This is a genomic window from Pseudomonas sp. IT-P100, from assembly GCF_949767185.1.
In the GTDB taxonomy this organism is placed as follows: Bacteria; Pseudomonadota; Gammaproteobacteria; order Pseudomonadales; family Pseudomonadaceae; genus Aquipseudomonas; species Aquipseudomonas fluorescens_B.
Map to the genome: position 1 here is coordinate 335,627 of NZ_CATKQK010000022.1, position 22,684 is coordinate 358,310.

At 57.4% G+C, this 22,684-nt stretch carries 23 protein-coding genes, 1 tRNA gene and 1 pseudogene; 11 read left to right on the top strand and 14 right to left on the bottom strand.

All coding sequences use genetic code 11. From position 1 onward, the window contains the following. Positions 1-66 precede the first annotated feature (66 nt). From ACM6IQ_RS17685 to ACM6IQ_RS17700, 4 genes are read right to left on the bottom strand one after another with little or no spacing between them, the layout of a single operon-like run. The gene (locus ACM6IQ_RS17685) at positions 67-288 is read right to left on the bottom strand and encodes a formate dehydrogenase subunit delta (RefSeq protein WP_414879436.1); all 222 of its coding nucleotides are present in this window, start codon (positions 286-288) and stop codon (positions 67-69) included. Next, the gene (gene fdhF, locus ACM6IQ_RS17690; protein WP_414879437.1) at positions 285-3,167 is read right to left on the bottom strand and encodes a formate dehydrogenase subunit alpha; all 2,883 of its coding nucleotides are present in this window, start codon (positions 3,165-3,167) and stop codon (positions 285-287) included. Before fdhF ends, ACM6IQ_RS17685 begins: the two co-directional genes overlap by 4 nt. Then, positions 3,164-4,726, bottom strand: a complete 1,563-nt coding sequence (locus ACM6IQ_RS17695; RefSeq protein WP_017340336.1) for a formate dehydrogenase beta subunit — start codon at positions 4,724-4,726, stop codon at positions 3,164-3,166. The genes fdhF and ACM6IQ_RS17695 overlap by 4 nt, the downstream gene beginning before the upstream one ends. Beyond that, positions 4,723-5,199, bottom strand: coding sequence for a formate dehydrogenase subunit gamma (locus ACM6IQ_RS17700; RefSeq protein ID WP_414879438.1), 477 nt, complete (start codon positions 5,197-5,199; stop codon positions 4,723-4,725). The genes ACM6IQ_RS17695 and ACM6IQ_RS17700 overlap by 4 nt, the downstream gene beginning before the upstream one ends. 667 nt (positions 5,200-5,866) lie before the next feature. Between ACM6IQ_RS17700 and ACM6IQ_RS17705 the strand changes: the two genes are divergently transcribed. Continuing rightward, positions 5,867-6,616 (top strand): hypothetical protein, encoded by a 750-nt coding sequence (locus ACM6IQ_RS17705; RefSeq protein WP_414879439.1) that lies wholly within the window; start codon positions 5,867-5,869, stop codon positions 6,614-6,616. 36 nt (positions 6,617-6,652) lie between these two features. After that, positions 6,653-7,021 (top strand): PH domain-containing protein, encoded by a 369-nt coding sequence (locus ACM6IQ_RS17710; RefSeq protein ID WP_017340333.1) that lies wholly within the window; start codon positions 6,653-6,655, stop codon positions 7,019-7,021. A gap of 173 nt (positions 7,022-7,194) precedes the next feature. Here the strand turns inward: ACM6IQ_RS17710 and ACM6IQ_RS17715 are convergent, their stop codons facing one another. The 3 genes from ACM6IQ_RS17715 to ACM6IQ_RS17725 form a co-directional block, all read right to left on the bottom strand. Next, positions 7,195-7,710, bottom strand: coding sequence for a DUF4411 family protein (locus ACM6IQ_RS17715; protein WP_414879440.1), 516 nt, complete (start codon positions 7,708-7,710; stop codon positions 7,195-7,197). Further along, a complete protein-coding gene (locus ACM6IQ_RS17720; RefSeq protein WP_414879441.1) occupies positions 7,707-8,843 on the bottom strand; it encodes an ImmA/IrrE family metallo-endopeptidase in 1,137 nt (378 codons plus the stop codon). The genes ACM6IQ_RS17715 and ACM6IQ_RS17720 overlap by 4 nt, the downstream gene beginning before the upstream one ends. Positions 8,844-9,054: 211 nt before the next feature. After that, positions 9,055-9,555: a DUF3916 domain-containing protein gene (locus ACM6IQ_RS17725; protein WP_414879442.1), complete on the bottom strand. Its 501-nt coding sequence runs from the start codon at positions 9,553-9,555 to the stop codon at positions 9,055-9,057. Positions 9,556-9,810: 255 nt separating this feature from the next. On the opposite strand from ACM6IQ_RS17725, the pseudogene ACM6IQ_RS17730 reads away from it, so the two are divergent. From ACM6IQ_RS17730 to ACM6IQ_RS17740, 3 genes and pseudogenes are all read left to right on the top strand, one after another. Continuing rightward, positions 9,811-10,356 (top strand): annotated as a pseudogene (locus tag ACM6IQ_RS17730) (PAAR domain-containing protein). A gap of 10 nt (positions 10,357-10,366) precedes the next feature. Further along, positions 10,367-11,149 carry a hypothetical protein gene (locus tag ACM6IQ_RS17735; protein WP_414879443.1) on the top strand — a complete coding sequence of 261 codons (783 nt, stop codon included), beginning with the start codon at positions 10,367-10,369 and terminating at the stop codon, positions 11,147-11,149. Then, entirely contained in the window at positions 11,134-11,490 is a 357-nt protein-coding gene (locus ACM6IQ_RS17740) for a hypothetical protein (RefSeq protein WP_031319083.1), read from the top strand. Before ACM6IQ_RS17735 ends, ACM6IQ_RS17740 begins: the two co-directional genes overlap by 16 nt. A gap of 238 nt (positions 11,491-11,728) precedes the next feature. On the opposite strand, the gene ACM6IQ_RS17745 is transcribed toward ACM6IQ_RS17740, so the two are convergent. The 7 genes from ACM6IQ_RS17745 to ACM6IQ_RS17775 all read right to left on the bottom strand — a co-directional run bounded on the left by ACM6IQ_RS17745 (position 11,729) and on the right by ACM6IQ_RS17775 (position 16,378). Next, complete coding sequence (locus tag ACM6IQ_RS17745; RefSeq protein ID WP_414879444.1) at positions 11,729-12,040, bottom strand: DUF3077 domain-containing protein; 312 nt, start codon at positions 12,038-12,040, stop codon at positions 11,729-11,731. A 598-nt stretch (positions 12,041-12,638) separates the two neighbouring features. Further along, positions 12,639-12,986 carry a hypothetical protein gene (locus tag ACM6IQ_RS17750; protein WP_414879445.1) on the bottom strand — a complete coding sequence of 116 codons (348 nt, stop codon included), beginning with the start codon at positions 12,984-12,986 and terminating at the stop codon, positions 12,639-12,641. A 493-nt stretch (positions 12,987-13,479) separates the two neighbouring features. Further along, positions 13,480-13,848, bottom strand: a complete 369-nt coding sequence (locus tag ACM6IQ_RS17755; protein WP_414879446.1) for a hypothetical protein — start codon at positions 13,846-13,848, stop codon at positions 13,480-13,482. 35 nt (positions 13,849-13,883) lie between these two features. Next, entirely contained in the window at positions 13,884-14,135 is a 252-nt protein-coding gene (locus ACM6IQ_RS17760; RefSeq protein WP_414879447.1) for a hypothetical protein, read from the bottom strand. Between the two features lie 599 nt (positions 14,136-14,734). After that, positions 14,735-15,175, bottom strand: a complete 441-nt coding sequence (locus tag ACM6IQ_RS17765; protein ID WP_414879448.1) for a hypothetical protein — start codon at positions 15,173-15,175, stop codon at positions 14,735-14,737. A gap of 625 nt (positions 15,176-15,800) precedes the next feature. Continuing rightward, on the bottom strand, positions 15,801-16,130 hold the full coding sequence (locus tag ACM6IQ_RS17770) for a hypothetical protein (protein ID WP_253436850.1): 330 nt from the start codon (positions 16,128-16,130) through the stop codon (positions 15,801-15,803). 163 nt (positions 16,131-16,293) lie between these two features. Further along, a tRNA-Leu gene (locus ACM6IQ_RS17775) sits at positions 16,294-16,378 on the bottom strand. Between the two features lie 107 nt (positions 16,379-16,485). Between ACM6IQ_RS17775 and queA the strand changes: the two genes are divergently transcribed. The 6 genes from queA to ACM6IQ_RS17805 all read left to right on the top strand — a co-directional run bounded on the left by queA (position 16,486) and on the right by ACM6IQ_RS17805 (position 22,572). Further along, entirely contained in the window at positions 16,486-17,535 is a 1,050-nt protein-coding gene (gene queA, locus ACM6IQ_RS17780) for a tRNA preQ1(34) S-adenosylmethionine ribosyltransferase-isomerase QueA (RefSeq protein ID WP_414879449.1), read from the top strand. Between the two features lie 14 nt (positions 17,536-17,549). Further along, entirely contained in the window at positions 17,550-18,665 is a 1,116-nt protein-coding gene (gene tgt / locus ACM6IQ_RS17785; protein WP_162491076.1) for a tRNA guanosine(34) transglycosylase Tgt, read from the top strand. Positions 18,666-18,708: 43 nt separating this feature from the next. After that, entirely contained in the window at positions 18,709-19,047 is a 339-nt protein-coding gene (yajC, locus tag ACM6IQ_RS17790) for a preprotein translocase subunit YajC (protein WP_007916913.1), read from the top strand. A 63-nt stretch (positions 19,048-19,110) separates the two neighbouring features. After that, entirely contained in the window at positions 19,111-20,979 is a 1,869-nt protein-coding gene (secD, locus tag ACM6IQ_RS17795) for a protein translocase subunit SecD (protein ID WP_414879450.1), read from the top strand. Between the two features lie 9 nt (positions 20,980-20,988). Then, the gene (gene secF / locus ACM6IQ_RS17800; RefSeq protein ID WP_414879451.1) at positions 20,989-21,903 is read left to right on the top strand and encodes a protein translocase subunit SecF; all 915 of its coding nucleotides are present in this window, start codon (positions 20,989-20,991) and stop codon (positions 21,901-21,903) included. A gap of 120 nt (positions 21,904-22,023) precedes the next feature. Next, complete coding sequence (locus ACM6IQ_RS17805; protein WP_017340321.1) at positions 22,024-22,572, top strand: glycine zipper 2TM domain-containing protein; 549 nt, start codon at positions 22,024-22,026, stop codon at positions 22,570-22,572. The last annotated feature ends 112 nt before the right edge of the window (positions 22,573-22,684 follow it).

The following is a 22,684-nucleotide window of genomic DNA, read 5'->3' on the forward strand; positions in this document are numbered from 1 at the left end:
TACACAATCCCCTGTAGGAGCGAGCGGGCTCGCTCCTACAGGTTTTCAGCCAGCAGATGAAGAAACCTACGCCTCCCAACCGGCCCCACTGACCGCCTCTTGCGCCAACGGGTGCAAGTCCGCCCCGTGATGCTCGGTCTGCCAGGCCAGCAACTCCTTGCGCATCCCCGGCGTCCAGTACATCTGCAGATGATTACGCACACCGAGCACCGCCGCTTTCTGGTCCGGTTCGCTGGCGAAATACTGGGCGATCTGGTTGACCATCTTGATCAGGTTTTCAGTACTCATCGGCGCACCTCCGCTTTGGCGCCACGGGCCTGACGGCGTTCCCTGAGCAAACGGTCCTGTTCGTCGCTGAAGGCCTGATAGCGTTTTTGCCACTCGGAAGGGTGGTAGACGCGGCTGACTTCCACGGCCGTGACTTTGTACTCCGGACAGTTGGTGGCCCAGTCGGAGTTATCGGTGGTGATGACGTTGGCCCCCGACTCAGGGAAGTGGAACGTGGTGTACACCACGCCCGGCGCCACCCGTTCGGTGACCCGCGCACGCAGTACGGTCTGGCCGGCGCGGCTGCCGATGCCGACCCAGTCACCTTCGTTGATGCCACGGCTCTCGGCGTCGGTTGGGTGGATTTCCAGACGGTCTTCATCGTGCCAGGCCACGTTTTCGGTACGCCGGGTCTGCGCGCCGACGTTGTACTGGCTGAGAATGCGCCCGGTGGTCAGCAGCAGCGGATAGCGATTGTTGACCTTCTCCTCGGTCGGCACATAGCCGGTGAGCATGAAGCGCCCCTTGCCGCGCACGAACTCATCGATGTGCATGGTCGGCGTGCCGTCCGGTGCCGCAGCGTTGCACGGCCATTGCAGGCTGCCGTGGCGATCCAGTTCGGCGTAGCTGACGTTGGTGAAAGTCGGTGTCAGGCTGGCGATCTCATCCATGATTTCTGACGGGTGCTTGTAGTTCATCGGGTAGCCCAAGGCCTGGGCCAGCGCGACGGTGCCTTCCCAGTCGGCCTTGCCGCCCAGCGGTTCCATGACCTTGCGCACCCGGGAGATGCGTCGCTCGGCGTTGGTAAACGTGCCGTCTTTTTCCAGGAACGAAGCGCCCGGCAGGAATACATGCGCGAACCTGGCGGTTTCGTTGAGGAAAATGTCCTGCACCACCACACACTCCATGGCCGACAGCGCCGCGGTGACGTGCTGGGTATTCGGATCGCTCTGGGCGATGTCTTCACCCTGGCAATACAGACCCTTGAAGCTGCCGGCCAGCGCCGACTCGAACATGTTGGGAATGCGCAGGCCCGGATCAGGTTGCAGCGTGACGTTCCACGCCTGTTCGAACTGCGCCCGAACCACCTCGTTGGAGATATGCCGGTAACCGGGCAACTCGTGGGGGAACGAGCCCATGTCGCAGGAGCCCTGAACGTTGTTCTGCCCCCGCAGCGGGTTCACGCCCACGCCTTCGCGGCCGATGTTGCCGGTGGCCATGGCCAGGTTGGCGATGCCCATGACCGCGGTGCTGCCCTGACTGTGCTCCGTGACGCCGAGGCCGTAATAGATCGCCGCGTTGCCGCCGGTGGCATACAGGCGGGCGGCGGCACGGATGTCGGCAGGTTCCACGCCGCAGATGGCGCCAAGCACTTCCGGCGAGTTTTCCGGCCGGCTGACCAGCTCGCTCCAGCGGGCGAAATCACTGCCCTCGCAACGAGCGTCGATAAAGGCCTGATTGAGCAAACCTTCGGTGACGATCACATGGGCCAGTGCGTTGAGCATGGCAACGTTGGTGCCCGGACGCAGGGCCAGGTGCAGTTCGGCGCGGGCATGCACCGAGTCCACCAGATCAATGCGGCGTGGGTCGATGACGATCAGCCGCGCACCTTCACGCAACCGGCGTTTGAGCTGCGAGGCGAACACCGGGTGAGCATCACTCGGGTTGGCGCCCATCACCAGGATCACGTCGGCCTGCATCACCGAGTCGAAACTCTGGGTGCCGGCAGACTCGCCCAAGGTTTGTTTCAAGCCATAACCGGTCGGCGAGTGGCAAACCCGCGCACAGGTATCGACGTTGTTGTTGCCGAACGCGGCGCGCACCAGTTTTTGCACCAGATAGGTTTCTTCGTTGGTGCAACGGCTGGAGGTAATACCACCAATGGAATCGCGGCCATATTTTTGCTGCAACCGGCGGAATTCGCTGGCGGCGTAGGTCACTGCTTCATCCCAGCTGACTTCCTGCCACGGGTCGTTGATGTGCTGGCGGATCATCGGTTTGGTGATGCGATCCGGGTGAGTGGCGTAGCCCCAGGCAAAGCGCCCTTTGACGCACGAGTGGCCATGGTTGGCCTGGCCGTTCTTGTCCGGAACCATGCGCACCAGCTGGTCGCCTTTCATCTCGGCGCGGAACGAGCAGCCCACGCCGCAATAGGCGCAGGTGGTGATCACACTGCGTTCCGGCTGACCCAGCTCGACCACGCTTTTTTCCATCAGCGTCGCAGTCGGGCAGGCCTGCACACAGGCGCCGCAGGACACGCATTCCGAGTCGAGGAAGTTGTCACCCCCCGCGGCGGCCACGCGGGACTCAAAGCCGCGCCCGGTAATGGTCAGCGCAAAGGTGCCCTGGGTTTCTTCGCAGGCACGCACGCAGCGGTTGCAAACGATGCACTTGCTCGGGTCGTAGTCGAAGTAGGGGTTGGACGTGTCTTTCTTGTCGTCCAGATGGTTGTCACCTTCATAGCCGTAACGCACTTCCCGCAGGCCAACCTGACCGGCCACGGTTTGCAGTTCGCAGTTGCCGTTGGCCGAGCAGGTCAGGCAATCCAGCGGGTGATCGGAGATGTACAGCTCCATGACGTTGCGCCGCAGGGTCGCGAGTTTCGGCGTCTGCGTGTGCACGGTCATGCCTTCAGTGACCGGCGTGGTGCAGGACGCCGGATAGCCGCGCATCCCGTCGATCTCCACCAGGCACATGCGGCAGGAGCCAAAGGCTTCCAGGCTGTCGGTGGCGCACAGTTTCGGAATGGTGGTGCCCAGCAGCGCCGCGGCGCGCATCACCGAGGTGCCTTCCGGCACGCTGATGCTGCGGCCGTCGATGTTCAGGGTGACCTGCACGTCGCTTTCGCGGGCCGGGGTGCCCAGATCGATATCGGTTTTCGGGTCGAAGAGAGTAATCATTGCTCGGCCTCCGAGGCTTGCAGACCGAAGTCGGCGGGGAAGTACTTGAGGGCGCTGGCGACCGGAAAGGACACCATGCCGCCCAATGCGCAGAGCGAACCGTATTGCAGGGTGTCGCACAGGTCCTTGAGGATGATCACCTGCTGATCACGACCGGCCTGATCTGGCGCGGCCAGCAGGCGGTCGATCACCTCAACGCCCCGGGTCGAGCCGATGCGGCACGGCGTGCATTTGCCACAGGATTCCTCGGCGCAGAACTCCATGGCGAAGCGCGCCATGTGGGCCATGTCCAGCGTGTCGTCTGCCACCACCACACCACCGTGACCGAGCATCGCGCCCATGGCGGCGAAGGCTTCGTAATCCAGCGGTGTGTCGAATTGCGACGGCGGCACCCAGGCACCGAGCGGGCCGCCGACCTGCGCAGCCTTCAACGGCCGGCCACTCGCCGTGCCACCGCCGTAGTCTTCCACCAGCTCCCGTAGCGTCAGGCCAAAGGCCCGTTCCACCAGACCGCCGTGACGAACATTGCCCGCCAGCTGGAAAGGCATGGTCCCCAGCGAACGGCCCATGCCGTAATCACGATAGAACTGCGCACCCTTGGCCAGAATCAGCGGCACCGAGGCCAGGGTCAGCACGTTGTGCACCAGCGTCGGCAGACCAAACAGCCCCTTCAACGCAGGGATCGGCGGCTTGGCGCGGACGATCCCGCGCTTGCCTTCAAGCGAGTCCAGCAGCGCGGTTTCCTCACCGCAGATGTAAGCGCCGGCACCGACCCGCACTTCCATATCGAACGCCTGCCCGCTGCCGCCGACATTGGCGCCCAGGTAACCGGCGGACCGGGCAAGGCTCAGCGCCTGACGCAACGTGGCGACGGCATCCGGATATTCCGAGCGCACATAAATGTAGCCGTAAGTGGCGCCGACGGTGATGCCGGCGATGGCCATGCCTTCGATCAGCAGGAAGGGGTCGCCTTCCATCAGCATGCGGTCGGCAAAAGTGCCGGAATCTCCTTCGTCGGCGTTGCACACGATGTACTTCTGCGCCGCCTCGGTGGCGCGCACCGTGCGCCATTTGATTCCGGCCGGGAACGCCGCGCCGCCACGGCCACGCAGGCCCGAATCGAACACCGCCGTGGCAGTCTGCTCGCCACCAATGGCGACGGCCCTGGTTAAACCCTCGAAACCGCCATGGGCCCGATAATCGTCCAGCGACAGCGGCCGGGTAATACCGGCGCGGGCGAACAGCAGGCGTTGTTGAGACTTGAGATAAGGCAATTCTTCCACCAGCCCCAATGCCAGTGGATGCGATGACGGCTCACCTTGCAGCGCCTCGAGCACCGACGGCACATCGGCCGCCGTCAGCGGACCAAAGCCGATCCGGCCTTGCGGGCTGTCCACTTCCAGCAGCGGCTCCAGCCAATACAAGCCGCGCGAACTGGTGCGCTGCAACTCCAGCGGCACATTGCGTTCCCGGGCCTGAGTGATCAGGGCCACCGCCACCTCATCGGCACCCACGGCACGGGCAAGGGAATCAGTGGGCAGATAAAGAGTCGGCATCATGCGTCCTCCCGGCAAGCGTCGAGCAAGGCATCGAGACGCTCAGCGCTGAGCCGCGCATGCACCCGGCCATCGAGTTCCAGAGCGGGCGAGCAGGCACAGGCGCCGAGGCAATACACCGGCCGCAAACTGATGCTGCCGTCGGCGCTGCTGCCGTGGTCATCCAGTTGCAGCCGTTCGCGCAACTGCGCGGCAAGCGCTTCGGCACCACGGCTTTTGCAGGACTCAGCCCGGCACAGCCGCAGGATATGCTTGGCCGGCGGCGCGGTACGGAAGTCATGGTAAAAGCTGATCACCCCGCGAACCTCGGCCTGACTCTGATTGAGGGCGTGAGCAATCTCGGGAACGGCCGCATCGGGGATGTAACCGATGCGTTCCTGAATATCATGAAGGATGGGCAACAGTGCACCCGCAGAGCCCTTATGGCGCTCCAGCAGACTGTTGACCAAAGGCAGGTGCAAACTCTCATCAGGCATTCAGCAATCCTCACGGTCACGGACAAACCAGATGGTTGTCGGTCGTCCGAAAGTGTCGGCTGCGGCACTCACACCACGTCACGGAATCGTGGCAATTTCAGGCCGTTGGCCAGGGCACCCTTGGCGGGCATCTTGTTGTGCCCGGCACGGTCTTCGCCGCACCTCTACTGGGCATAAAGGGCAGCTTGCCACGGCGCTTTTGATTGAACTGCACCAAAGCGACGTGTTCGGTTCTGCCTACGACTATCCCTTAAGTCTAGATGAGTGCGGCGTGGGGCGTTCACTCACCGGCCTAATGCCCGGAGGGCCTGTCGATGGATGATGTATAGCAAGCATTACAGATAAGAAACAGCATCAGATCCGTGGCCAATTCAGGGCGCAGATGCGTTGATCTGTCTCGCCGTAAACCGAAAGCCATTCACCCGAGCCCAATACCTCAAGGCCAATCCCAAACCCCAACCACCACACAAAATCCCTGTGGGAGCCAGCCTGCTGGCGATAGCGCCAGAACAATTCACGCAAAACACGGATCAGAAACACAACCCCTGTAGGAGCGAGCTCGCGAAAAGCCCAGGAAACAAGCTCTGTCCCCTTCGCTGCCAGTGGACGGCAAGACGGCAAAACAGTAGCGTTGCGCCACTTATTTCATCTATGTAACGGACTACACATGCCCACTGTCGCTCGAACCTCGCGCCTGTTCTGCGCAATCGCCGTCGCCGTCGTGACGACCCCGGCGCTCGCCGCCGAATGGGATGAATCCCCGGAGTATGCCAGGAAGGCCTACCTCGCCGATTGCCAGCAATTACAGCGGGCAGTGACCGAGGTGCAGAGCGGGCGCCAGACGCCCAAGGATGCTTTGCCCACTATCGAGAGTTACCTGCGGACCTTTACTGTACATCGCGAGAACCTCCCCCAGGCAAACCTCGGCTCCCCCGATTACGCCCGCTGTGAGAGCGTCTTTCCCCAAGCGAAAGAGCTCGCGATCAAGGGCCGTATTGAAACCGGCGAGGAGGTAGATCAGCAGCTCCAGCAAGCCCAGACCCAACACCTGAAATCCTCGGATTACGAGCGCGCTCGCTCTCTGGGCTTCAGCGACGTCGGCGAAATCGGGGAACTCGACCAGCACGCCGAGCTGGATGGTGAAGCAAATCTGAAGACCTTGATGATCCGCGTCGACTCTGGTTGCGGCCGCCATTTCCGCGCTGCGAAATACGTCGAACCTTATGTGATCTACACCGTCGGTCCTTCGGATGGCAGATGCGCCATTAACAGGAACGTCGCTGTGCTGGGCGGCAAAGCCGCGGAGTGGGGCGAGTACATTGATGAGGAAGAGGTTTTTCAGTACGTGGGATGGAAAAAACTGCCCGGACAGGATGGATTTCCCATCAACATTCGAGTCGTAAAGGTGCTGAAGTAACCCGCAGGGATTTTTCTTCGAACGGAGGATGGACAGATGATCGACTTCAACAACAAAGGCTTCTTCAAACTCAAGCAAAACGAAGAGTACGCAGAACGCGTCAGCGCACTGCTGCTGGACGGCGAGCACGTCATCGACTCGTACAAATCCATGCGCGACGGCGTCGTCTTCACCAACAAACGCATCATCGCCGTCAACGTCCAGGGCCTCACCGGCAGCAAAAAAGACTTCACCTCGCTGCCCTACAAAAACATCGTCGCCTACTCGGTAGAAACCTCCGGCACCTTCGACCTGGATTCGGAACTGGAAATCTACTTCTCGTCGCTGGGCAAAGTGAAATTCGAATTCACCGGCCGGACGTCGATGGTGGAAATCTCAAAACTGATCTCCCAGCACCTGCTCTGACCCGCGCACCCAAAGGCCCCGAAACCCCGGGGCCAACAACGGGCCTCAGATACCCGAAATCCCTGTGGGAGCGGGCTTGCCCGCGAAGGCGCCAGCTCACTCACCACAAAACCGGCATGGCCGAGTGGGACATTGTGGGTACAGGTCCTGATCGCCGCAGTAGATAGCGGGTGTCAGGCCGACGGATTTGAGCTCAGCGTGCCAAGAACGAGTTTGGCATCAAGTGTTTCGAGCAGATCGAATGCGCTCATGTAGGGCACATTGAACTGCTGGCAAATATTTGGGATTTTGATTTTCTGACTTGTTGGAGGTACCAACACTTCGTGGGTTACAACGGTCTGTCCAGTTGCGCCGGCTTTAGCAATCAACCATGGATCGGCGCCTTCAAGAAAGCGTATTTTTTCTGTTTTTTTAGGCAGCGGCAGGTCCATGACAAACGTAGCGATCTGCGCGAATGTTATCTGTGTACTGGCGTCATTTACCGACAAGAAATGGTTTGTTCTTTCTTTCGCCCATTCCGATAATTCGTCCCCATAGTCAACCAGTTCCTTGTACACCGACGTTACGCTGGATATTTTCCCCGCATCAGAGGCGCTGTCCAGCCAGTCCCAGAAGCCGGGGCAGAAAACCATGCGGTAGTGAGTGTTTTTCGCCTGTATGTAGGAGTTCGCATCCAGCAGATAACTCAAAATCCAAGTTCCTTCTTAGAATAATCAGAGAGTTTGTGCGGCTTCACACCAATCAGACGTGCTGCGTCTCGATAAAGCATTCTTCCGCTTAACGCTTCACTTGCCACCGCTATGGCGAGCGTTTTGCTAACTCTGGCGGTCTGCAGCCTGTTGTAGGGAGGGGCTCCATCTTTGTCGCGAGCTTTGTACTCGGTGATTTTTCTGGCAACAAATGCTTCATATTCGAATGCCGTTATGAGGTTAAAAGTCAGGGCTCTCCTGGCGATCACCCAGCCGCTCACATGGAAAATATTTGTTAAACGAGGAATGTTTTCTTGCCACTCGATCTCAGCATCCCAAAAGGAAAGGAATTCACGGCCAGGCGTTAACAGCTCTGCTGCGACTGCGTTGCACAGGATTTCCTCCGATCTATGGTTCGCAGGGTCACCATCAGACACACCAGAATGACCTAACCAGATATGAGACAGCTCATGAGCTAAAGTGAACAGCCTTGCCTCGGGGCAATCGGCGGTGTTGATAAAAATGACGGGTGCCAATTTGTCGCTGATTGCGAAGCCTCGAAATTCTTCAACAAGCAATGGCCTGCTCGTATTGTTGTTGACAACGCTATTGCGCATCACAAGTATCCCGGTGCTTTCAATGTTGCCGACTAAACTTTTAAAGTAGTCTTCAAAATCGCCGCGCTTGGGTATGTTGGATAAGCCTAAGACTGCACGAATGTCCGCAACGATTTCTTCGAAGCTGTCACTCACCGAAAACTTCCCGACAACGCTATTTTCTGTGATGCCTTGGCTGATCAGGTAGTCGCGATACCATTCCTGTCGTTCCGCCGCCCACCTGATGGTGTCCATGAGGGCGAGACTGTATCCGCGGCTACGTCTGCCATTGATCGTTCTGAGATCCGGCAGAGAAAGGTTTTCCTCCGGCGGCTGAGGCAGGTAAAGGTACCCAAACGGGATGTATGTCTGCCGGGCGTAATTCATGGCCTGGTTGAAGGAGGGCCTTTTCGTGCCTTGCTCCCACGCCAACACGTTGTCTTCCTGCGTACCCAGACTTTTGGCCAGGGCGCTCGTGCTCAGGGAGGCACGCTCCCTCGCCCATCGCAGCAGGTCCGGATTAATCAGCGCTTCCATGTGTGATTCCATTTGGGTGTCATAACCGTTTCCGAAAATGCCCCTACACAGCCAATTCAAACGATAGCCGTATCTGACTACAAGGGCGGGGGGCTGTCTCGGGTATTTGGTCGCCAAACGTTACGTATCTGAGAGCCCCACTAACTCGGGGTCCGTGTCCTAGGCGCAAGCCACATCATTGATCCCTGCAGTAGACCGAGGATGAAAGCCCTCACGCCGGTTCTCCAATGCACCACCACTGAACGGCGACCTCATCGTCTGCTTGAGTGACGTCATGCCCATGCTCGATGAAATTCGCTGGCGTGTGCAACGCAAGATCGAGGCTGATCCGATCTGGCTTGAGGGCGTTGGTTTTACCGAGAAAACCCATGTAATAGTCCCGGTCATAGAAGAGGGTGACCTCGCTCTGATGGACCCATGGCCACGTCAGCAGGCAAGCGACCCGATAGTAACCCTGTGAGTGGTCAGCCGCGTTGGACAGGTGGCTAGCGGCTTCGAGCAGTTGCTGGATACAGAAGGCCTGAACTTCGATCCTGGCTTGAGGGCCTTCAACAAGAGCCTCGTGCACCGGAATCTTCCAATGTGTGTAGCGCTCCATGCGCCCGGATCGCGGATAAAACTCGTCGCGAAAACTGGCAGCCCAACGTTCCAAAGCGCGAAGGCGGCGGGGAATGCCTCTGAGTTTATTGTTGCTGAGAGCGATTTGCCGCATTGATACATCCTTGCGATACCGAAAAAACTTTCGTTGTTGTCTGCTGGCGCTGAATGTCCCTTCAGTGCACCAGAGCCGGTGATATTGCAGGTGGGAAGGACAGCCATCAAAGAGGAAACCGTTGCGATATCTTTCCGTGGCGCACACATCTTGCGCTACCGGCCAGGGGGCTCATTCCTCGCTGAGAGGTACGCAACAGCCGCAGCAATCTGTTAGGTTATTTGCCACATCAGGATCCAATGACAGGAGGTCATCTTGGCTAAGCCAGCCGCGCGTAAAACCGACCCTTCAAGTTGCCCGCTACCGGGGCACGGCACCAATCCCATCGCGACAGGATCGCCAGACGTTTTCTTCGATGGGCTCTCAGCTGCACGCCAAGGTGATACCTGTACGTGTGGCAGTGCATTGTCCTCTGGTCTGTCCTCCACTGTTTTCATCAATGGCAAGAATGCCGCGACGATTGATACAGGCGGAACCCACGGCAGTGTTGTCATTGGTGGTTCCGGGACGGTGATAATTGGTGATTCTCATACAGCCTGCCCATTTTTTCCCCCAGTGCCTCTCGTTCTTGGCGCTAGCTGGATCGGCTTCTAAATCCCTGCCACCGAAAGTTACGAAGGTTTATCGTGCACGGCGCATTTTGAGGACGGATCAACCCTTCCAGGCGTATTTAACAGGGACAACGCTGTTAAATTTAATAGCCCCTCAGGGAAAGTTTGTTTGATGCTCAAGTTCGAGGAGGGATCGACTACCGCCACTTCGACTCTTACAGAAAGCCTTTTGAATAAAATATTGGGATAAGGAGCATCCTATGACCGAGCCGTACCTTGTCACCGGTAGCTATGTCATTCAACGTGAGCACGCGTTGATGGACTCTCCGCTCGACAGAGCACTGGAATTGATGGAGGGGACAGCACTCAGATTTTCGCTGGATGCTATCTCAGACGAAAAGGTCCGGGCCAGCTACATGAAAAATATCAAGCGCATGTCTCAGCAGGCATTGGCAGACGTCAAGGCAGGAATAATTACTGCACATGAAGGCGTACAGTTCAGTCATGAATTGAGAAACAAGATCATGATGGAACATCGCAAATTCACATCCGCTCAAGGCCTGGCTATCGTCCAAAAAAAGAAGCCCGACGGCAGGACGCTTGACTCACTGTTCGATCGCTACTCCGAGCGCCTCTTTAAAAAGAAATACAACAGCCTTTCGCCAACAGAACAAACCAAAATCCACTACACAATCCTGGAAGCGGCCGGTCGGGACGATGCCTCGTTCACGAAAGGCACCCAAAAAATGCGCATGATGGGGAAGCTCGGAATTCTAGTCAGCGCCGCCCTTGCGACCTATCAAATCCTGAATGCTGATAACAAACCGAAGGAAACCGCGCGGCAGGGCATCATAGTGGGCAGTGGTGCAGTGGGAGGTTTGCTCGCGGGGCTTGGCGTGAGCGCTCTCTGTGGTCCGGGTGCTCCCATTTGTGCAATTGCTGTTGTTTTGGTGGGAAGCATTGCAGGGGGTGTGGCTGGTGAAGCAGTCGCCCATTCTCTCGATGAGGAGCTAGAGGAGTTTTCGCATTGGGATATCTTTTGAGTCGATCCGAACTGACCAAAATCAGAGCCGCACTCTCGGATCCGTTCAATGACTCGCCGGTCGATTACGACTACATAGCAGAGCAGGTGAAGGGTGTTGATCGTCAGACGCTACACGAAATTCTTTACTCAGAAGTCGCGCCTGTTTGCTTTACCAATATTGAATCGGCCGTCCCATCGGTCTGGACAGGTTTCGATCCTGACGCGCTCAACGCCATGATTGAAGAAAGACTTGCAGCCAGGGAAAACAATTGGTTTCGCAGGCAATTCGATAAGCTGCTTGTTCGCTGGCTGAGTTATCACTACGGGTATGTCTGGAAGGAAATCGTCAGCCGTCTCTAGTTCGAATTTCAGACCTGAAGCCTTAGCCTCGTGAGCGAGCTTCGCGCCGAGCTCGATATCAAAAGCCCCGAAAAAATTCGGGGCTGACAGCCGCTGTCAATTCCCCGCAACCCCTGTAGGAGCGAGCTCGCTCGCGAAAAACGAAAGCCAACCACCATTCCCGCAGAATGGCCGCAATCTTCGCGAGCAAGTGCCTACATAGTTTCAAACGCCAGGCAGAGTGAGGCCCTTCTGCTCGCTACCCCTCAGCCATCCCCTCCGCCCGCTTATTCGCCACCTCATTATCCCGATCCCGCGTCATCGCCTTCGCCACATCATCCATCACCGCCTTACTCATCGCCGTCAAATAATGTGCAGCCCAGGCGTGGTAATCCGTGTCCTTGGCATAAGCCGCATCCTTGGTCAGCGCCTTGGCGAGAAACAGAAAATCCGAAGCCATGGCCAACGCATCGCCGACGGGCACGTTGCGGGTGACATGGAACAGTGCTTGATCGCCGCAGTAGATGGCGGGGGTGAGGCCGATGGTTGTGAGTTCGGGTTGATTGGTCATTGGCCACCTCCGATGAGGGAGAGGTGGTGGGGGAGGGCGTTACGCGATTGGGAATTGCGTAGAGGGGAAAGCCAAATTTTGTACGGATTTGTTCTGTTCATGGGTCAACGTCCTTGATTTGAGGAGCTGCCACGAGCCTTCTCACGGGCTTGGGTGACAGCCGTGCGCGGGGTGAGAAACCGGCAATCAAGGCAACCGGTAGACCCGAAGGTCTCCCACGCACAGCCGCCATAAAGCCATATCGCAGGCGAAAAAAAACGCCACGACAGGTTTTGGGGCGCTTTGCGCCTTGATTGTTTCGGGCTCTCACACCCGGTCGCTGAATTGGCAGCGACGGTGGGAGGGTAACGCGCAGATTCCCTTCGTGCAACCTCGAACGAATCGTCCCCAAACCTCCCGACCTGGGAAAAAAGGCCCTGCGAAGCAAGACCTCTCTTAACTTTAGTGTCCGTGGAAGACTAAAGTTTTCGATACAAACTGAGGTCTCCAAATGGTTTGATATTTAGGAATAAATATAGGGATGCACGTTCGTTGGGGCTGGATAAATTCGATCCGGGACGTAAATCTTGGAAAACAAAATTCTCCCCTTCTTTAACCCTTAAGGCTGGCTCGGATGCGACAGGCGGTAGGTGGTAAATACAGTGGCCAGCATTGCGATGATGCCCACTATGCAAATCAGCGTCATCCCGATATTGCTAAGCATGAATGTAAGAATTTCATTCATCTTTGGCGTTTTCTGATCGATGCGTTCGAGGGCGGTCGCGCGGAGCTTGACGCCTATCTCAACCTTCATCGCTCCATAGGCTGAGCGCTTGATGTTCTCTTCAACCTTGCTGTTGGGTTGTCCTTCAAAGGCGTCTTTGTAAAACGCAACAGCGTCTTGGCAGTAATAGTCTTTGTTGGCGTCATTGCTTTTACTAGCGTCAATACAACACCCACTGTCCACTTATATGCGCGACGCGTCGGAAAGAACATTACAGCTGCGAGGATATGCTCGGTATGCGCGCCGAATCATTCATTGAATATCTTTCAAATAATCCTTGAGCGGGATGAGAGGTGGCTGAAGCTGCTCGATCGATTGCGCAGCGCTGAAATCTGCCGCCAACCTATGCAGCTCGAGCCCCAGGACTGTATCAACACCGCCAACGGCGTTCAGTGCCAAACTCAGACATTCACGATTGTGGGCGTGTCCTGGTGATTCTCGAGCACGGCATATCCTCCTATCTTCGTAACAAGTGAAATAGGCTGTGAGGATTCGCCCCCATCAATAGAAATGCGGACCTCCAGACTCTGATCCTCGAAAGAGCGAAGTTCTTGTATCAACTGTGCGACGGTTTTGCCGCGACCGATCCATTCTGGGGTCATACATATTCCAACTGAAGGTATGCGCTGCTGGGGAAATCAGCTGTTGAACGAAGGCTTTAGCGGGGCTTGCAGGATTAAGTAGGAAAAATCCCATGGTCCTCGGCCCACTTTTCGTACGCGCTCGCACCCATATTCACAAAATCTGGGAAAACGCCGACCTCGACGGATTGAAAAAAGGCGAGGCAATGACTCCAGTCGGAGTCGCTCGGATCGTCCACGACCCAGCACTCGTAACCCAACGACTTCCAGTCAAGCTTAGGGTCTGAGTTGGATGCCCGCAGGAGTTCCTCAGCAATACGCTCTGCCCATGCAATTGCTTCACCAGCAGTGGAGGCCACGACGTAAATACCTGTGGATGACTCGCAGTCTTCAATGATGCCTTTTTGAAACAAGGCCCACCGTTCTGGCTCGTGGTAGGTGAATCCTACGAGGAATTTATTCATGTTGAATCCTTGTGGTTCTGTCGCTGCCAGCAACGTTACCGTGCTTTCGCGGACCTCAGTAATCGGGTAAAGCTGGAAATCGCGAGATGTATGTCATCTTGGGTATCTCCGTCCCACTCCTCAACCGTTTCCAGCTCTGCACGTAACCTGGCAATACACTGTTCGATCTCTTCGATTTCGGGGGCGCCACATTGCTTAGCGATTGCCTGCCAACCGTCATCAGAGATTTTTTCCTGAAAAGATAAGCCGGACAGGGCATCTGCGATTAGCTTCTGGAGGTTACTCATCTGAGATCTCGGGTGGGTTACAGAAAAAGGCGCTGGGGACCCTGACGATATCCTGAGGATACGGGGTCGGAAACCCGCGACATCTTGCTAGCGACAGACATCCCACCTTACTGAAATTTCAACGTTGAAATTGAAAGGATCCTGACGAAAAAGTGGCATCGTTACCGCGATGGTAAAGATGCCCCTTTGTGTTGCTGATTGGCAGAGAACGGCCAAAGGCGGACACTTCGGTCTGGTTTGCGTCGGAAAATAAGTCGAGATTATTAGAATGCCGGTTGAGTGCAAAAGATGCGGTCAAGGTTCAGTCCGCGCTATGCGTATCCGCTCTACGAATATCTTGCTGTGGGTCTGTGAGGAATGTGAAGCGACCTGGAAAAGACAAGAGGAAGTCAACGTCGGTAAGTTTGAAGACTACGGAACGCTAATGAGGGGGATCGGGCGCAGTATTTTGTGGTCGGAGCTAGTGCCTCAGTAAAAAGCGCGCAAAATTCGCTTTACACTTTCTGTGAACCGTCCGCTTGGGGTTGTGGATTCAACCGGTCGACGCAACAGATTGGCTAAGGACTTAACACGTCAATGAATCGATTGCGCCGGATGGTTTACTCGGGAATTCCGGTCACCGTATGCACTACGCGCATTGCACAAGGAGGTCGGGTCCCTTCTGGGTCCAACTGTTCGCATTTCTTCAGCAGCGGATAGGCATCGGCAAACTTCATGGCCGCCACCTGCTCAGCGTGTTGCTGCGAAACAAAGCAGTGCTCGAACCGATAGGCCGCATACACCTCGGGTAGCAGAGCCGGATGATCGTAAACCTCGTCGACGATATTGTTTAACAGCTGGGACATCTGCCCGTTGAGCCCTGGCGACATCCTGGTGAGCAGATCATCCTTAGCGACACCGGCGTGTCTGGCCTCGATGACCTGCTTCGATGCGCCGATAGACGCCTGCATCCCCTCTGGGAACGGACAACTAGACGCCCCCAATGCCGAGGCCGAAGCCATACAACTCAGTAAAGTGAAAACAGCGGCCATCCTTGTCATGGAACTCCCTCGTTTAAAGTCGGCATTGTCGAAAAGACGTTGAGGATCTTAACCGATGCCAGCTCAGACCGCTGCTATGGGTCGTTCTCTACCGGTCATGTCGACGGCTCGCACTGGTCAAATCCGATGCAAATGACTGGTCAGGTCGAATGCAAATGGGTGGGCAAGTCTGTGCAATTACCCAATTGCACTGGTGAACTGTGAGTTCACCCGGTTCACCTGTTCACTAAGATGGGTACCTTTTCGCTAGCACAGTCCCGCGGGTTTCCGACCCCGTACCCACCGAACATCCCCAGGGTCCCAGGAGGTGTCGATGCCCGTCGTGCATCTTGCCTGTTCGTTGTTGGCAGAAGGCACCTCCAAAGCATCCTGGCGTTCGGCAACCCAGCGTTCGAATGCTGCATTAGTCGATACCAAGCCAGCATTGCTTTCGCTGGCGGCGCTATCACCGATGGGGTGTGGGGGGGGCGAAAAGACGTGTTACAGGTGTTGCGGGTGTTACGAACGATGTTAACTAATTGAATTTACAAGATTTTGTTGGTGTTACACACCGTTCATCTGTCACGTGCGTCGGGTGTTACAAGCCATATAGGTGTTACAGCAGCGTTTACAAATTCGGGCTCCTTCATTGAATGTCTTTCAGATAATCCTTGAGCGCGATTAGCGGCTCTTCAAGCTGCTCCATCGCCCGCGCATTGCTGAAATCATCTGCCAACCTGTGCAACTCACGCCCCAGTGGCGTATCAACACCGCCTAAAGCTTCCATCGCCAAACTCACGCAGTGCGCCACTCTGAACTGGATCGCGTCGACATCGCCCCTGCGCACTAGCAAGCCGAATACCTCCCGCTCATAGTCGCTCATGATCGGATCGTCCCGCAAAATCGGACTTCCACCTTCCGTCTCATAAGCCAGCTTGAGGGCGAAAAGGGCAACGGTTTCCAGTGGCAATTCCATTGTGTGAATCCTTGATTCGTAAGCCGAGCGGTTTCGGATTGTGGCGTTGAAAAGCAAGATCAAAAGATCGCAGCCTTCGGCAGCTCCTACAGGCTGGCGGGGTGCCGACCACTTTATCGCAGGCGAAAAAAAAGGCCTTGCAAAGCAAGACCTTTCTTAATTTTGGTGCCCCGAGGGAGACTCGAACTCCCACTCCTTTCGAAAACGGATTTTGAATCCGCCGCGTCTACCAATTCCGCCATCAGGGCTCAATGGCGGCGAAGTATAGAGATGAGATAACCGTCGGTCAATCAGGTACATGGAGAATTTTCACTATTTCCGCTAGACTTCCGGGCCCTGCTAGACGAACCCCATCATGCGCGTTGCTGACTTTACTTTCGAACTCCCTGATTCGCTGATTGCTCGCCACCCTTTGGCCGAGCGTCGCAACAGTCGCCTGTTGACCCTTGATGGGGTCAGCGGCGCCCTGGCACACCGTCAATTCACTGATTTGCTTGAGCATTTGCGCCCGGGCGATTTGATGGTGTTCAACAATACCCGGGTGATTCCGGCGCGGCTGTTTGGCCAGAAGGCTTCCGGCGGCAAGCTGGAAATTCTGGTGGAGCGGGTGCTGGACAGCCATCGCGTGCTGGCCCATGTACGCTCCAGCAAGTCGCCGAAACCGGGTTCGAAGATCCTCATCGACGGCGGTGGCGAGGCCGAGATGCTGGCGCGTCACGATGCGTTGTTCGAGCTGGGGTTTAGCGAAGAGGTGTTGCCGCTGCTCGACCGTGTCGGGCACATGCCGTTGCCTCCTTATATAGACCGCCCGGATGAAGGCTCGGACCGCGAGCGTTATCAGACGGTGTACGCCGAGCGCCTGGGCGCGGTGGCGGCGCCGACGGCGGGGCTGCATTTCGATCAGCCGCTGATGGAGGCGATTGCCGCCAAGGGCGTCGAGACGGCGTTCGTGACTTTGCACGTGGGCGCGGGCACGTTCCAGCCGGTGCGGGTCGAGAAGATCGAAGATCACCACATGCACACCGAGTGGCTGGAAGTCGGCCAGGACGTGGTCGATGCCGTCGCCGCTTGCCGTGCTCGCGGTGGTCGCGTGGTGGCCGTGGGGACCACCAGCGTGCGTTCCCTGGAAAGTGCCGCGCGCGATGGCGTGCTCAAGCCGTTCAGTGGCGACACGGACATCTTTATCTACCCGGGCCGGCCGTTTCATGTGGTCGATGCCCTGGTCACCAACTTTCATTTGCCCGAATCCACGCTGTTGATGCTGGTTTCGGCGTTCGCCGGTTATCCCGAAGCCATGGCCGCCTATAAAGCCGCCGTGGAGCATGAGTACCGCTTTTTCAGCTACGGTGATGCGATGTTTATCACCCGTAACCCCGCACCACGTGGCCCTGAGGACAAAGAATGAGTCGCCAAAGTCGTATGTCGTTTGAGTTGCTTGCTACCGACGGCAAGGCTCGTCGCGGTCGTTTGACCTTCCCGCGCGGTACCGTCGAGACCCCGGCCTTCATGCCGGTGGGCACGTACGGCACCGTCAAGGGCATGCTGCCGCGGGATATCGTCGCGACCGGCGCGGAAATCATTCTGGGCAACACCTTCCACTTGTGGCTGCGTCCGGGCACCGAAGTGATCAAGAAGCACGGCGACCTGCACGATTTCATGCAGTGGAAAGGCCCGATTCTGACCGACTCCGGCGGTTTCCAGGTGTTCAGCCTGGGCGCGATGCGCAAGATCAAGGAGGAGGGCGTGACCTTCGCCTCTCCGGTGGATGGCGCCAAAGTGTTCATGGGGCCGGAAGAGTCGATGCAGGTCCAGCGTGACCTGGGCTCGGACATCGTGATGATTTTCGACGAATGCACGCCGTACCCGGCCGATGAAGACGTTGCTCGCGTGTCGATGGAGCTGTCGTTGCGCTGGGCCAAGCGTTCGAAAGAAGCCCACGGCGACAACACTGCGGCGCTGTTCGGCATCGTTCAGGGTGGCATGCACCAGGATTTGCGCATGCGTTCGCTGGAAGGCCTCGACCAGATCGGTTTCGATGGCCTGGCCATCGGCGGCTTGTCTGTAGGCGAGCCGAAGCACGAGATGATCAAGGTGCTGGATTACCTGCCGGGCCAGATGCCGGCTGACAAACCTCGTTACCTTATGGGCGTTGGCAAACCGGAAGATCTGGTTGAGGGTGTGCGCCGCGGTGTGGACATGTTCGATTGCGTGATGCCAACCCGTAATGCCCGCAATGGGCATCTGTTCATTGATACTGGTGTGCTGAAGATCCGTAACGCGTTCCATCGCCATGATGATTCGCCGCTCGATCCGACCTGCGATTGCTATACCTGCCAGAACTTCTCCCGCGCTTATCTGCATCACCTGGACAAGTGCGGCGAAATGCTGGGAAGCATGCTCAATACCATCCATAACTTGCGTCATTATCAAGTGCTTATGGCTGGTTTGCGCGAGGCTATTCAACAGGGTACATTGGCCGCCTTTGTCGATGCCTTCTACGCCAAACGCGGGTTACCTGTTCCGCCTTTGGACTGAGTTTTCTGACCCCAAGATTCAACATTTGCAACTGGAGTGCTAAATGAGCTTTTTTATCTCGAATGCCATGGCTGACGCTGCTGCACCGGCCGCTGCCGGCCCTATGGGTGGCGGTTTTGAGTGGATTTTCCTTGTCGGTTTCCTGGTCATCTTCTACCTGATGATCTGGCGTCCACAGGCCAAGCGCGCCAAAGAGCAGAAGAACCTGCTGAGCAGCCTGCAGAAAGGCGACGAAGTTGTGACCACCGGCGGCATCGCCGGCAAGATCACTAAAGTGGCTGATGATTTCGTGGTTCTGGAAGTTTCCGACACCGTCGAAATGAAGTTCCAGAAAGGCGCTATTGCCGCCACGCTGCCAAAAGGCACGCTGAAAGCGATCTAAGTTTCAACTTCTACTCAATCGACGGGGCGCGCAAGGCGCCCCGCGTCATAAGCGGGCGGCGTGATGCTGAACAAATACCCTCTGTGGAAATACATTCTGATCCTGGCGGTGCTGGCGGTCGGTCTGATTTATTCCGCTCCCAATTTATATCCTGATGACCCGGCCATTCAGGTCAGCGGCGCAAGCACTGCGCTGCAAGTCAATCAGGCTGATCTGGATCGTGTGAGCGCTGCGCTCAAGGAATCCGGGATCAACGTCAAGGCAGCCACGCTGGCGGCCAACGGCAAGGGCGGTCTGATTCGTCTGACCAAGGCTGAAGACCAGCTGCCGGCCAAAGACGTCGTGCGCAAGGCATTGGGTGATGACTACGTCGTTGCACTGAACCTGGCACAAACCACTCCGCAGTGGCTGCGCAGCCTCGGCGCGCACCCGATGAAGCTGGGTCTGGACTTGTCCGGTGGTGTGCACTTCCTGCTGGAAGTGGACATGGACAAAGCCCTCGACGCACGCTTGAAAGTGTACGAAGGCGATGTAAAGAGCCTGTTGCGTAAAGAGAAACTGCGCTATCGCAGCCTGCCGCAACTCAACGGTGCCATCCAGCTGGGCTTCGCTGATGAAGCTTCCCGCGAACAGGCCCGTGCACTGATCCGCAAGAACTTCAACGATTTCGACATTGTGCCGGCCGACCTGAATGGTCAGGCGGTGCTGCGTCTGGCGATGACCCCGGCGAAGCTGGCGGAAATCCGCGAATACTCCATCAAGCAGAACTTGACCACGGTCCGTAACCGCGTCAACGAGCTGGGTGTTGCCGAACCGATCGTTCAGCGTCAGGGCGCCAACCGCATCGTGGTTGAGCTGCCGGGCGTGCAGGACACCGCAGAAGCCAAGCGTATCCTCGGCAAGACGGCCAACCTTGAATTCCGTCTGGCTGCAGAGCCTGGCGCTTCGAAAGCCACTTCCGAGACGTTCGAGTTCCGTGAAGGCAACCGTCCTCCGGCACAGATCGAGCGTGGCCTGATCATCACTGGTGACCAGGTGACTGACGCCAAGGCTGGCTTCGGCGAGCACGGCACGCCAGAAGTGAACATCCGTCTGGATGGCCACGGTGGCGAACTGATGAGCCGCGCAACGCGCAGCAACGTCGGTCGCAGCATGGCGGTAATCTTCATCGAGCAGCGTCCGGTTACCACTTACGTCAAGCAAGTGGTTAACGGCGTCGAGAAAGACGTACCGGTTCAAACCTTCAAGGAAGAGAAGAAGATCATCAGCCTGGCGACCATCCAGTCGCCGCTGGGTGCTCAATTCCGCATCACTGGCCTGAACGGTCAGGGCGAGTCGTCCGAACTGGCGCTGTTGCTGCGTGCCGGTGGTCTGGCTGCACCGATGTACTTCGCTGAAGAGCGCACAATTGGCCCGAGCCTGGGTGCCGACAACATCGTCAAGGGTATCGATGCATCGCTGTGGGGCATGCTGTTTGTCTCGCTGTTCATCATCGCCATCTACCGCTTCTTCGGCATCATCGCCACCGTCGCGCTGGCGGTGAACATGGTGTTGCTGCTGGCCCTGATGTCGCTGCTGGGTGCAACGCTGACCCTGCCGGGTATCGCCGGTATCGTGTTGACCATGGGTATGGCGGTCGACGCCAACGTCCTGATCTTCTCGCGGATTCGTGAAGAGATCGCGGCGGGCATGACCGTGCAGCGGGCAATCAACGAAGGCTTCGGCCGGGCATTCACCGCGATTCTCGACGCCAACCTGACAACGTTGTTGGTCGGCGGGATTCTCTTTGCGATGGGCACAGGTCCAGTCAAAGGCTTCGCAGTGACCATGTCCCTCGGGATCTTTACCTCGATGTTCACGGCCATCATGGTGACCCGCGCGATGGTCAACCTGATCTTCGGCGGTCGTGACTTCAAGAAGTTGTGGATTTAAGGGGCTGCCATGTTACGTACAATCAACTTCATGGGCGTTCGCAACTTCGCGTTCGGCGTCACATTGTTCCTCACGGCATTGGCATTGTTCAGCGTCGCCACCAAGGGCATGAACTGGGGCCTGGACTTCACCGGCGGTACGCTCATCGAGCTGACCTACGAGCGTCCGGCCGACGTCACCAAGGTGCGTGAGCAACTGGTTACTTCGGGTTATCACGAGGCGATCGTGCAGAGCTTCGGTGCAACCACCGATTTGCTGGTGCGCATGCCGGGTGAAGACCCGCAGCTGGGCCATCAAGTGGCTGAAGCGCTGCTGAAAGTCGGCGGCGACAACCCGGCGACGGTCAAGCGCGTCGAGTTCGTCGGCCCGCAGGTCGGTGAAGAGCTGCGCGACCAGGGCGGCCTCGGCATGCTGATGGCGCTGGGCGGCATCCTGATCTACCTGGCTTTCCGCTTTCAGTGGAAGTTTGCGGTCGGTGCCATTGTTTCGCTGATCCACGACGTGATCGTGACCATCGGTATCCTGTCGTTTTTCCAGATCACCTTCGACCTGACGGTACTGGCGGCGGTGCTGGCGATCATCGGTTACTCGCTCAACGACACCATCGTGGTATTCGACCGGGTTCGTGAGAACTTCCGGGTGCTGCGCAAGGCCAGCCTGATCGAGAACATCAACATCTCGACCACGCAAACCCTGCTGCGGACCATGGCGACGTCGATCTCCACCTTGCTGGCGATCGCGGCCCTGCTGTTCTTCGGCGGCGACAACCTGTTCGGCTTCTCCATCGCCCTGTTTATCGGTGTTCTGGCGGGTACTTACTCGTCGATCTACATCGCCAACGTGGTGCTGATCTGGCTGAACCTGAGCACCGAAGACCTGATTGCTCCAGTGGCCACTGACAAGGAAATCGACGACCGTCCATAACGGCCATCGTTTCCCGGCTGTCAGCCCGAAAAAGGCGCGAGTTGAACTCGCGCCTTTTTTTGTGCTCCAAGGCTGGGAGAAGCGCGGACATGTTCCGCGGGTGATGGTCAGGAGGTTCATGTGAACAAGTCGTTGCTGGTTGGTGCGGTATTGGGTGCTGTCGGTGTGACTGCCGGGGGTGCTGTTGCCACCTACAGCCTGGTTAAAAGCGGCCCTGAGTATGCGCAAGTTCTAGCCGTTGAACCGGTCAAGACACAAATCAAGACGCCACGTGAAGTGTGCAAGGACGTCACGGTAACCCGGCAAGCGCCGGTGAAAGATCAACACCAGATCGCGGGTACGGTGGTAGGTGCACTGGCAGGTGGTCTGCTTGGTAACCAGATCGGCGGCGGCACCGGCAAGAAAATTGCCACGGTTGCGGGCGCGGTCGGTGGTGGTTACGCCGGTAACAAGGTTCAGGAAGGCATGCAGGAGCGTGACACCTACACCACGACTCAAACTCGCTGTAACACCGTGAATGACATCAGCGACAAGGTTGTGGGTTATGACGTTCGTTATTCGCTGGATGGCAAGGAAGGCAAGGTGCGGATGGACCGTGATCCGGGCAACCAGATTCCGGTCGATAAGGAAGGCAAGTTGATCCTGTCGCAGAATCAGCAGGGTCAATAAATCGCTCGGATTCAAAAAGAAGCACCCTTCGGGGTGCTTTTTTGTGCCCGAAACTCATGCATCACCACAAATCCCCTGTGGGAGCGAGCCTGCTCGCGATAGTGGTGTGTCA